The following is a 12205-nucleotide window of genomic DNA, read 5'->3' as shown; positions in this document are numbered from 1 at the left end:
TTAAATCACTCTCCTTTTTTTATCCCATCTAAAATATGACTCATAAGATTTTCTATCATGTCATCTAAATCCTTTTTATCCTCATTTAATAATTCATAAACCGCAACAGAGCAAATGGTTCCAAATAAAGTATAAGCCAAAAATAATGAATCACATTTTTTTATACTGCCTTCTTTCATACATTGTTTCAGATAGTTTTGTATATAAATTATATAGGACCTTATATACTCTCTCAACTCCAGCTGTCTTATTTCCTGTCCCCAAAGTTGACTCATCACTACCTTAATGAAATCTCTATTTTCATAAACCAGTCCCCATTGAGCCTTACATAGAATCTTTATCTTATCTAAAGCATTTTTTTCCTTTTTAGAATCAATTTCTATTTTTTCTATAAGTACATTCATTCCCTTTTCTACTATATATTTAAATATCTCTTCTTTGCTTTTAAAATGATAATATAATGTTCCCTTTGCTACACTGGCATCTGCAGCTATTGCATCCATAGTTGCTCCATTGTATCCATTTTTTGAAAAAATTTTTATAGCAGATTCGAAAATTATCCTCTTTGTATTATTCACGAAGACCACCCCAGGTTTCTATTATTAATTATCGACCGGTGAGTCAATTATATACAACTTTATTATACTTATGTTACTAAAACAACTCAATAACTTTTTAAACATTAGCTGTATAAACTATTTATACATAATACTTATAATGCTAAAATAAATTATAAAGGATTTAAAATGGAAATTAGAACAATTCCAAAGGCAGGTTAAAAATGATTAAATATTTTAATAGAAAAACAAAACAATATGAAATTGAACAAGTGGCAGGTGAAAAATACTTAAAATGGACCTATTGCTCTCCTATTGGAATGAAACTTTTAGAACTTATAATTAAGAAAAAAATATTTTCTAAATTATATGGATATTTTTGTAATAGCAGATACAGTAAAAAAAATATTTATCCCTTCATAAAAAACTTTAATATAAATATGGATGATTATATAGAACAAACAGATAATTTTAAATGTTTCAATGATTTTTTTTCACGAGCCCTTAAAAATAACTCCAGATCTATTGATAGGGATGAAAAAGTTTTAATATCTCCTGGAGATGGAAGATTACAAGTATATGAAAATATAGATTTAAACAAAATCGTTCAAATCAAGGGCTTTACATATAGTTTATATAATCTTATAAATGATATTGAAATTGCTAAAAGATTCTACAAAGGCACCTGCTTAATATTAAGACTTTGCCCAACTGATTATCACAGATTTCACTTTATAGATTATGGAATATGTGATTTTACTCATAAAATTAAAGGAAATTACTATTCTGTAAATCCAATTGCTTTAAGAAACATTTCTAATATCTTCTGTAGAAATAAGAGAGAGTGGAGCATTTTTCATTCAAAAAACTTTGGAGATATACTTTATGTAGAAGTAGGTGCCACCTGTGTAGGAAGTATAGTACAGACATACTTTCCGGGAAAACATGTATCAAAAGGAGATGAAAAAGGTTATTTTAAATTTGGCGGCTCTACAATTATCTTATTTTTTGAACAAAATAAAATAAGAATTCATAAAGACTTATTGGAACAGTCAAATATGGGCTATGAAACTAAAGTACTTATGGGCGAGAGTATTGGTATTAAATACCAATAAAGATAAGATTATACTTTAATAAGGGGTGATTTATAATTTATGGAATCTAATTTTAATATTAATAATTCTATTATTCGATTTGAACATGTATATGAACAAAACATTATGGTAGAAGAAGTAAGGAAGCTTTTTTTAGAATACGTTCAATCACTTAAAATAGATCTATACTTTCAGAATTTCGAAACAGAGATTAAAGTACTGCCGGGAAAATACGGACCACCTTGCGGAATTTTAATATTAGCACTGGTTGATGATAAAGCAGCAGGTACTATTGCACTCCGCAAAATTTCTGAAAATATATGTGAAATGAAAAGATTGTACGTTAGAGATACTTATAGAAAATTAGGTATTGGAAAAAAACTTGTTAATATAATAATTCAAGAAGCCTTAAGACTTAATTATAGTTACATGAGACTGGATACTCTTGAAGCGATGAAAAAGGCTCAGGATTTATATGTATCCTTTGGTTTCCATGATATTGAACCATATGTATATAATCCAATAAAAGGCACAAGATTTATGGAATTGAAGTTAAAAGATTAAAACCAAAAATATGAAAGTAAAATAATCTATGTAATCTTTCAATTTATATAATTTAAAATTGAAAGATTAAGATTATTTTACAAGTGATTTATTAATTTATGATATTTGTCCCGAACGATTAATTGCTGCAATTAAAGCTTGAATAGAAGATTTTATAATGTCTGGGTCGACCCCTACCCCCCAATACAATTTATCATGACAAGTAATTCCTACATAAGATATAGCTTTTGAAGAAGAACCTTTTTCTAAGGCATGTTCTTCATAACAGGATATTTCATAATCCACAGAAAAATATTGCTTTAAGGCATTGCTGACGGCGTCCAATCTTCCATTTCCCTTGCCATTTAGTACTTTATGCTGCTTATTATATTCAATTGTAACTTCTGCAATTATACCATCTTGCTGCTTAAAGTGACATTCATCTATTCTGAAAATGTGACTGGTTCCCATATATTCTGATTCAAACACTTCATAGATCCATTCTGGAGTTAACTCTTTATGCTGGGCGTCGGAAATTGATTTGGATATATAACCCATTTCCTCCTTCATCTTTTCAGGTAATTGAATGCCAAAATTCTGTTTAAGAATATAGCTCACACCACCTTTTCCAGATTGACTGTTAAAGCGTATCACATCTGAGTCATATTTTCTTCCTACATCTTTAGGATCAATAGGTAAATAAGGTACTGTCCAATGCCTGCAATCTTTTTCTTCACGCCAGCTCATACCTTTTGCAATGGCGTCCTGATGGGAGCCAGAAAAAGCTGTGAATACCAGTGAACCAGCATAAGGTTGTCTCTCATGTACACTCATTTTGGTGAGTTTTTCATATTTATTACAAATATTTGGTATATCGCTAAAATCTAAGTTAGGATCAACGCCGTGAGAATAAAGATTCATAGCAACTGTAATAATATCTACATTACCTGTCCTTTCTCCGTTTCCAAATAAGGTTCCTTCAATTCGATCTGCACCTGCCAATAATCCAAGTTCTGCATCACAAACTCCACAGCCCCTATCATTATGAGGATGTAAGGATAAAATAACATTTTCTCTATATTTTAAATTATTATTTATATATTCCACTTGACTAGCAAATACATGAGGCATAGCATTTTCAACAGTTGTAGGGATATTGATAACTACTTTATGTCCACAACCTGGCTGCCAAATATCAAGTATATTATTGCACACATCAAGTGCATAATCTACTTCAGTCCCAGGAAAACTTTCAGGACTGTATTGAAAAGAAAAATTACCCTCTGTATCCAATGATAATTCTTTTAATAATTTAGCTCCTTCTATAGCTAATTGTTTAACTTCTTCTTTTGTTTTTTTAAATACTTGCTCCCTTTGTGCAACAGAAGTGGAATTATACAAGTGAACAATTGCTTTAGGAGCACCTTTTATGGCATCAAAGGTTTTTCTTATAATATGCTCTCTTGCTTGCGTCAGAACTTGTATTGTCACATCTTCTGGAATCATATTTTTCTCAATAATTGTTCTCAAAAATTGATATTCTGTTTCAGATGCCGCTGGAAATCCAACTTCAATTTCCTTAAACCCTATTTTTAATAACATTTGAAAAAATTCAAGTTTTTCTTCTAAATCCATAGGTTCTATTAATGCCTGATTGCCATCCCGTAAATCTACACTGCACCATATAGGTGCTTTATCAATGTAATCTTTATTCACCCAATTTGTTGATGGTACTGGTGGTAAAAAATAATTTTTTTTATATTTTTTATAATTGTGCATATTCCTTCTCTCCTTTTTCATAGTAATAAAAAAATCTTTCGTCTTCTGCCAATACTGCAGTTAGAGACGAAAGATTAAATCTTCGCTGTACCACTCCAATTTATAAATTCAAGTTTATATTTTAAAGACACAAGTTAAATAAATTTTATGTCTTTCCCTTATAACAGAGGGTTTCTGTCTATATCTACTTTTCAGAAGTCGCATATAGCCTAGTTCTGAATTTTAAATAGAAGTTTCCAAGGTGAGTTCCATATATTCCTCATACTGTTTCACATCAGCCAACAGCTTTCTAAAATTTAGACTATAAGTACTATTCCTTTTCATATCCTTTATCCTATTATCATGTTGTATTTATTTTACATTATTTAGTCTTCCTTATCAAGAGAATTTTATTGTTCTTACATGATAATTTATAATTACGGAATAAATGATATTTTTTAAGTTAAAATAAGTATATGTCTAAATATAAATGGAAGGTGTTATGCTAATATGGATGATAAATTGCTAAGAAATCTAAAATACAAATTAGAATCACAAAAGAATGAAGCGTATAATTTATTAAAACAAATGGGAAAAAATGAAACCATAAAATCCAATACTGAAATGTCTGCGGAATTATCTTTTTATGACAATCACCCTGCAGATAGCGCCAGCAGTATATATGATAAGGAAAGAGGAATAGCTTTCGAAAAAAATGAAAAAATTATTATAAGAAAAATAGAAGATGCTTTAAAAAACATAGAAAATGGCACCTATGGTATATGCAAAAAATGCGGAAAAAATATAAACGAAAATAGGTTAGAATCTATTCCCTACACTGAGTATTGTATTGACTGTCAAAGAACTATTGATAATATAAAACCTGCTGAAAAAAGAAATAGGCCTGCAGAAGAAGAAGTTATTAAACATACCCTTGATCTGGGATATGATAGTCAGACAGAATTTGATGCAGAGGATAGTTACCAATCTGTAGGAAAATTTAATAGAAGAAAAAATATAATTGAAGAATATGAGGATGAAGATGAAGAATATGTTGAGCCTATAGAAAGAATAAGTAACGAACAGTATAAAAATCAATTATACTAGAACTTAGAGAAATTTTAAGGTATATTAAATATAGTATATAAAATTGATTGTTATAAGGAGAATATATGGATTCATATGAAAGTAAAGTTTTAAAAGAATTATTAGCTTGGCAGAAAAAGATGACTAAAAATGCCGGTTTCACAAATAATTTTACCAAGGGTATCCAGAAAAAATTAAATAGCATTGTCCCTGAAAAAGCCAACATTATAATTACTGGCTCCATAAAAAACATGGTAAAGGGGGTAATATTCACTTGCAAATATATCTCAAAAAATCCACTTCACAGTTTAAATCTAAAGAATAGGGAAAGTATAGCAAGGGAAAAAATAGAATCTTACAGAAAAGCTGCGATGTTAAGCGGAGCAGGAACCGGAGCAGGAGGTATTCTTTTAAGCTTAGCAGATTTCCCTATTCTTTTAAGCTTAAAGATAAAATTTTTATTTGATATAGCAGGTATTTACGGCTTTGATTTAAAGAATTATAAAGAAAGGTTATATATTTTATATATATTTCAAATAGCATTCTCAAGTCAAAAGAGAAGAAATGAAATTTATAACATTATGTCTCATTGGAATGATCATTCTAAATCTCTTCCAATGAATAAAGATGATTTTGATTGGAGGACTTTCCAGCAGGAATATAGAGACTATATAGATATTGCAAAGATGCTTCAAATGGTACCTGGAATTGGTGCAGTAGTTGGTGCTTATGCTAATTACAAGCTTATGGATAAATTGGGGAACACCAGTATGAATGCATATAGACTTAGAATTTTAGACAACATTAAAAATTAATAAAATACAGCTTATATACACGCATAATTAAATTTTTATTACGATTTTATGACTATGATAATATATTGAACTGATTAATTAATTCGATATGTCGAACTATCACCTTACAAATTTAGTAGATTAAAGTTAATTATTAAAAATTAATTGAAAAGTGTAACTTTCTTCTGTATAATTGACTGTATTATATATTTATATGATTTAGGTAAAAATTATTATACAGAAACTTAATTTTATTGATTGCATTAATATTCCTTAATGTGTATTTTTATTTGTTTTAAAGGTTAATATTAACGTAGATCAGCACTTTTCAGTATATTAAAATTAAAACTTTATTATTATAGGTAGAGCTATAAATTAATAATTTTGTGAGGTAATATATTATGGATAATATGGATTTAGAGAAATTTGAACAAGATCTATCTAAAAAGTTAAGGAATTCTATTGATCCTGAGTTATATAACAAATACCAGGTTAAACGTGGTCTTAGGGACGCAGATGGCAGGGGAGTACTGGTGGGATTAACAGAAATTGGAGAAGTACATTCATACATTATAGATGAAAATGAAGTTATCCCCATTCCAGGTACCTTAATGTATAGAGGTATCAATATACAGTATATAGTAAATGGTTTCTTAAAAGATGATCGTTTTGGTTTTGAAGAAGTTTGTTATTTGTTGCTTTTTGGAGAACTACCTAATAAGAAGGAACTTAATCAGTTTACAGAACTTGTTTCAAAGTATAGAAATTTACCTGAAGATTTTGTTCGGGATATGATATTAAAAATGCCAAGTAAAAATATAATGAATTCAATGGCAAGAAGTGTACTGGCTCTTTACAGTATTGATGATAACGCTGATAATACTTCCATAGATAATGTATTGAAACAATGTATTAGACTCATAGCTTGTTTCCCTCTAATTGGTGTTTATGGATATCATGCCTTTTCCCATTATCATAAAAATAAGAGTCTTATTATTCACAGCCCTGAACCACATCTGAGTACAGCTGAAAATATTTTACATATGCTTAGAAATGACTGTAAATATACTAAGCTTGAAGCCATGCTCCTAGATCTTGCATTGGTACTTCATGCTGAACATGGAGGAGGCAACAATTCCTCTTTTGTTACCCACGTTGTAACATCTGCAGGTTCAGATACTTATTCAGTAATTGCAGCAGCTCTTGGTTCTTTAAAAGGTCCAAGACATGGAGGTGCAAATCTCAAAGTAGTTGAAATGTTTAATGACATGAAGGAAAATTTGAAGGACTGGAGTGATGATGAAGAAGTTGAAAATTATCTTGCTAAATTACTTAACAAGGAAGCATTTGATAAATCTGGTCTCATTTATGGGATAGGACATGCTGTATATTCCATTTCAGATCCAAGAGCAGTTATTTTTAAAAAATATGTAAAAAAGCTTGCTAAAGAAAAAGGCTTAGAAGATGAATATAATCTTTATGCAAAAGTGGAAAAACTTGCATCTAAACTAATGAAGAACCTATCAAAAGTCAATAAAGATGTCAGTGCAAATGTTGATTTTTATTCCGGTTTTGTATATAGAATGCTTGATATACCAATTGAAATGTATACACCTATTTTTGCTATTTCAAGAATAGTAGGTTGGAGTGCACATCGTATTGAAGAAATCGTGAACAATGGTAAAATTGTCAGACCTGCTTTTAAATGTGTTTCTAGAAGAAGGAATTATATTTCTTTAGAAAATAGATAGGCCATTTATCTTGTGCCTTAATTTAAGAAAATTGTAAGCATAAAATTAGATTTAATTTTTACTTACAATTTTTTATTTTTTTATCCAATGAATCTAAAGTATATTTATATATTAACAATAAATAATAATTATTACATAAATATGAATTATATATAAATAATTTAGGAATAAAAGAAGTGTAAAATGCTAATTTATCTAATAACTGTAAGATATCTCATCATATATTCTTTTTACTCTAATTATTTTCTTATAATAAGGAATTACTATTTAGTACTTGATTTACTATTATTTTACATATATAATAGTACTTGTCCTAAGGTAAAAACTTAGAGAAAAAAATAAGCATTTGATTTAATTCCAGATGCTTATTTTTTATTTCTGTCATAAATGATGAATAACTAAAAATATAAAGTAGGGTCTATTTTATTATTTAAGTTATGATATTTTATGTTCCTCCTCTTTATTATTTGTACATATCATATTTTTTAAAGCATTTAAAGGAGGAGATATCCACTTTTGTTTATGATATATCATTTTAGCACATATGGAAATATCACAATTTTCTATAGTCAAAATGGCAAGTTCACCTTTATTAATTTCCCGTTGAACTGCAATTTTAGGTAACAGAGAAATTCCAAGTCCTATTTTTACACATTGTTTTATAGCCTCCAAACTACTAAGTTCCATAATGGTATCTATTTTTATGCCATTTTCTTTTAATAATTCTTCTAATTCCACACGATAGCAGCATTCAGCTTCTGGAAGAATAAAAGACTGATTCTCAAGTTCATGTATCTTTATTCTATTTAAATTAACAAGGGGATGATCAGGTGCTGCAACAAAAACTGTAGAATCCTTTAAAATATTAATTTGAGAAATATATTCATGCTGTGATTGATCATGAAGACTAAAAGCCACATCAATCATATTATGAGATAACATTTTAGGAAATTCAACACAATCGTCCATCCTAAGTGTTACTTTAACATCTGGATATATAATACGATATTCTTTGAGTATAGGAGGAAGCCAGAAAACGGAAAGGGTTTCAGCAGCTCCTATTCTAAGTAATCCAGAAATTTTTTCATTTTTGTTAAATAGCCCTTGAATTTCCTTTTCATCTTGAATGATTTTTTCGGCTAAGGAAATTAACTTTTTCCCATTTTCATTTAGAAACACTTTTCTTCCAAGACGTTCAAAAAGTTTTGTACCAAGTTCTTTTTCTAAACTACGTATATGATCAGAAACAGAGGATTGAGAGTAATTAAGTTCTTCTCCAGCTTCTCTGAAATTTAACAATTTAGCAACAGTAATAAATGTCTGAAGTTGTTTAATATCCATTAAATCACATCCAATCGTAAAAACAGATTAAATTAATTAAAATAATCGACTTATCACCATACATATTTTATGCTACATTAGAAATAAGAGGATTTCAAGTACAACAATCTTTTATATTTATAACTATGAACTATTTATTTAAAATTTTTATAGTTTGGATTTTAAGTCTGCATTATTAAAGTAATTATTTTGTATTTTTACACGTAATTATAAATTATAGATATATTACACTATACACTTTGATATGGATATTAATTGTCTTTTATGCCCTTTTTACATTGAATTCATTGAATATTTTAGGAGGTAGAATTGCTTTTTATGTACAAAACTAGTTTATTATCTGTAACCATAAGTAATTAATGTTACATTGAAATATAATAAAATGCATATTTTAAGGGGGAATTTTTATGAAAAAATTTTTAAGTACCATAGGCATTATATTAGTTGTAGTTGCAGCTTTATATTTAATGTATATTATTCAATAATATTTATTATAAATATAAAAACGTTTAATATATACGGCATTAATAATATTTCATATTTTTAAAGATAAATAATATAATAACAAAACATAAGATATAAAATCAATATAATAAAACTACCTCCTAATAAAAATATAAATTTTTAAGACATTTAAATTCACAGGAATATTTTCAAAAAAATAGGAAAGCCTAAGATAATAAAACTTATTTTAGTGGTTCCTATTTTTTATATTTAATTATAATATTATAGTTATATTAAACATTTAATTTTAAGTAATTATTAAGGTTCATATAATATTTTTATAATAATATTATAAACTATGGAGATAGCTATGATATTGGAGTTATTATTAAAAAAAGAAAAATTTATAAAATATGCCATTTCAGGAACAATAAATACATTAATAACATTACTTATTTATAATATTCTCATACAAATTGGTGTTAATTATATGATATCAAATGTTATAGCGTATTTTCTTGGAATTATAAATGGATTTATACTGGATAAAATTTGGGTATTTAAGTCTAATAAGAAGATTGTCATATTATTTAGTAAATTTATTATTGTGAATATAATTTCTCTCTTGTTTAATTCTATAATATTATTTACACTAGTAAATAATATTGGCTTAGATAGCGTGCTTTCACAGTTAATATCAACCATTTCTACAGGTATGTTTAATTACATAATGAATAAAGTATGGACATTTTCTTAAATACTTGTGTAAATCAACGGAGTGAGATGCGTATATATGTCTATAAATCAATATAAAAGATATCTTTTAAAAGAATGTGATAATATTGATGAATTTTGGAAGGAGCTATGTCCTGAGAGGCCTTTAGGAAATAAAAGAGGAAGATTTATTTACAGAGGTCAAAGAGATGATACATGGCCTTTAGTTCCTAGTATATTGAGAATTAATAAAAAAATCAATCATAAAATCCACATAAAATGTGAAGAGCAAGTACATAATGAACTTATGATATTAAATTATTTTGTGGATCAGTGTGATTCTATAGGAATCAGTATTATAAATGATTCTCTGGAATTTCGAAAAAGGTATCTAGATTTTAAAGTAGGAGATGGCAATGATAAATCTTTTATTGATCCATCAAATTGGCCCAGTGAGGAATTATTAGAATTAATGGCATTAGCACAGCATTGTGGAGTACCAACCAGTCTTATTGACTGGTCAAAACGTTCATATATAGCTGCATATTTTGCTGCTTCATCAGCCTTGAAACATTATGAGGAAAATAATGATAAAAAATTAGCAGTATGGGCTTTAGATATAGAAAAGATTAAGTTATACAAGAATATTAAATTAATTAAAGTTCCAGGTTCAACTAGCAACAATCTTGCTGCTCAGTCTGGTCTATTTACCTTTCTAAAACAACCGGGTAAAATGGGGGATATATTTTCTCCCAAATTTCTAGAAAATGAGTTTGAAAATACACCAGATACACCTTTGTGGAAAATAACGCTTCCTGTTAAATATTCTGTGGAGATACTGAAGCTATGTAAATTATATGGTATTTCAGGTGCAACCTTATTTCCTAATTATAATGGTGTTTCGCGTTCTGTTTTTGACTATATAAATACTATTTTAATCAAGTGAACCTAAAATTTATCCAAGGATACAAAGCAGTGTATATTTCTCTTTCAAGGAGCTTTAGTGTAAAATATCAGCGAATTTAAGTCCTGAATAAATACTAATAGGTTAATTAAAATATCTACTTTTGAAATTTCACAATAATATTTACTACCTCAGAGGTTGAACCTATTCGTATAGGAGGTCCCCATGTGCCAGCACCACAGGATACTACAACCTGTAATCTTCCCGTTCTCAGATATCCATAATGAACTTTAAAAAGCTTATTTGTTATAAAATTAAAAGGGAAAAATTGTCCCTTGTGAGTGTGACCAGATAACTGTAAATCGATTCCAGCATCCTCTGCTTCAGGAATATCTATTGGTTGATGATCTAACATAATTATTGGTAATTTACTGTTTATCCTTTCCACAATGTTTGATAATTTTATTCGTTTTTGTTTACTTATCATTTCATAAGACTTATCTTCACGTCCAATGATATAAAAGCTGTGTGCTATCTCTACCACACTATCTCTAAGTACATTAATCTTTGACTCATTAAGTTTATCTATCATATATGATAAATCTCCATTTAAGTAGTCGTGGTTTCCCAAGCAGGCATATACACCATATTTACTGTTGATTTTATGAAAATCATCCATCATTTTATATTCCACAAAAGGTATTATATCATCCAGTATATCTCCTACAATAAAAACAATATCTGGATTTAAATTGTTTATAACATTGATTATTTTGTTCTGTCTTTTGTCATCTATGTTACTAATATGTATATCAGATATCATAACTATATTAAGTTCTTTCAAAATAGTTTCATTTTTAGGTATATTTACATTATATGTTTTTATTTTAAGCTTTTTAGCATTAAATGTGCCATATATAAGTAAAGTTATTGTTACTATAACAACACATATTATAAATAAATTACTGAAAACAAAGTTAGCACTAATTAGATTTTTAGAAAAATGTATGATCTTATTTAAAAAAACAATAATATTAAAGATTATAATGAATATTATAAAGTAAGATAAAGCGGCCAGCCAATAGTAACCCAGAACATAAAAACTGCTTCGGAGAAAATAGGGTAGAAACTTATTTGCAGTAATCCCAATAATTACACATATAACTATAATAGAAAAAAATATCCAATAGATATTTTGATTGAAAAAAGATATATTCAT

The 12205-nt window shown here is 28.0% G+C and carries 11 protein-coding genes; 7 read left to right on the top strand and 4 right to left on the bottom strand.

Features of this window, described 5'->3' with window-relative positions:
* Positions 1–5: 5 nt before the first annotated feature.
* Positions 6–578, bottom strand: a complete 573-nt coding sequence (locus CKL_RS00245) for a TetR/AcrR family transcriptional regulator (RefSeq protein ID WP_011988655.1) — start codon at positions 576–578, stop codon at positions 6–8.
* 203 nt (positions 579–781) lie between these two features.
* Here CKL_RS00245 and CKL_RS00240 point away from each other — a divergent pair, with 203 nt between their 5' ends.
* Together CKL_RS00240 and CKL_RS00235 are read left to right on the top strand one after the other, a co-directional pair.
* Positions 782–1672, top strand: coding sequence for a phosphatidylserine decarboxylase (locus tag CKL_RS00240; protein ID WP_011988654.1), 891 nt, complete (start codon positions 782–784; stop codon positions 1670–1672).
* 39 nt (positions 1673–1711) lie between these two features.
* Complete coding sequence (locus CKL_RS00235; RefSeq protein ID WP_011988653.1) at positions 1712–2215, top strand: GNAT family N-acetyltransferase; 504 nt, start codon at positions 1712–1714, stop codon at positions 2213–2215.
* A gap of 96 nt (positions 2216–2311) precedes the next feature.
* On the opposite strand, the gene CKL_RS00230 is transcribed toward CKL_RS00235, so the two are convergent.
* Positions 2312–3973: a 2-isopropylmalate synthase gene (locus tag CKL_RS00230; protein WP_011988652.1), complete on the bottom strand. Its 1662-nt coding sequence runs from the start codon at positions 3971–3973 to the stop codon at positions 2312–2314.
* A 489-nt stretch (positions 3974–4462) separates the two neighbouring features.
* Here CKL_RS00230 and CKL_RS00225 point away from each other — a divergent pair, with 489 nt between their 5' ends.
* The 3 genes from CKL_RS00225 to CKL_RS00215 all read left to right on the top strand — a co-directional run bounded on the left by CKL_RS00225 (position 4463) and on the right by CKL_RS00215 (position 7583).
* The gene (locus tag CKL_RS00225; protein WP_011988651.1) at positions 4463–5059 is read left to right on the top strand and encodes a TraR/DksA C4-type zinc finger protein; all 597 of its coding nucleotides are present in this window, start codon (positions 4463–4465) and stop codon (positions 5057–5059) included.
* A gap of 65 nt (positions 5060–5124) precedes the next feature.
* Positions 5125–5853: an EcsC family protein gene (locus tag CKL_RS00220; RefSeq protein ID WP_011988650.1), complete on the top strand. Its 729-nt coding sequence runs from the start codon at positions 5125–5127 to the stop codon at positions 5851–5853.
* Between the two features lie 380 nt (positions 5854–6233).
* Entirely contained in the window at positions 6234–7583 is a 1350-nt protein-coding gene (locus tag CKL_RS00215) for a citrate/2-methylcitrate synthase (protein ID WP_011988649.1), read from the top strand.
* A 435-nt stretch (positions 7584–8018) separates the two neighbouring features.
* On the opposite strand, the gene CKL_RS00210 is transcribed toward CKL_RS00215, so the two are convergent.
* On the bottom strand, positions 8019–8924 hold the full coding sequence (locus CKL_RS00210; protein WP_011988648.1) for a LysR family transcriptional regulator: 906 nt from the start codon (positions 8922–8924) through the stop codon (positions 8019–8021).
* A gap of 802 nt (positions 8925–9726) precedes the next feature.
* Between CKL_RS00210 and CKL_RS00205 the strand changes: the two genes are divergently transcribed.
* Both CKL_RS00205 and CKL_RS00200 read left to right on the top strand, forming a co-directional pair.
* Positions 9727–10125 (top strand): GtrA family protein, encoded by a 399-nt coding sequence (locus tag CKL_RS00205; RefSeq protein ID WP_012620032.1) that lies wholly within the window; start codon positions 9727–9729, stop codon positions 10123–10125.
* A 36-nt stretch (positions 10126–10161) separates the two neighbouring features.
* A complete protein-coding gene (locus tag CKL_RS00200) occupies positions 10162–11028 on the top strand; it encodes an FRG domain-containing protein (RefSeq protein WP_011988646.1) in 867 nt (288 codons plus the stop codon).
* A 115-nt stretch (positions 11029–11143) separates the two neighbouring features.
* Here CKL_RS00200 and CKL_RS00195 read toward each other — a convergent pair whose 3' ends face one another.
* The gene (locus tag CKL_RS00195) at positions 11144–12205 is read right to left on the bottom strand and encodes a metallophosphoesterase (RefSeq protein WP_011988645.1); all 1062 of its coding nucleotides are present in this window, start codon (positions 12203–12205) and stop codon (positions 11144–11146) included.

It is taken from the genome of Clostridium kluyveri DSM 555, assembly GCF_000016505.1.
Classification (GTDB): domain Bacteria; phylum Bacillota; class Clostridia; order Clostridiales; family Clostridiaceae; genus Clostridium_B; species Clostridium_B kluyveri.
This window is presented reverse-complemented; position numbering and strand designations above follow the sequence as displayed.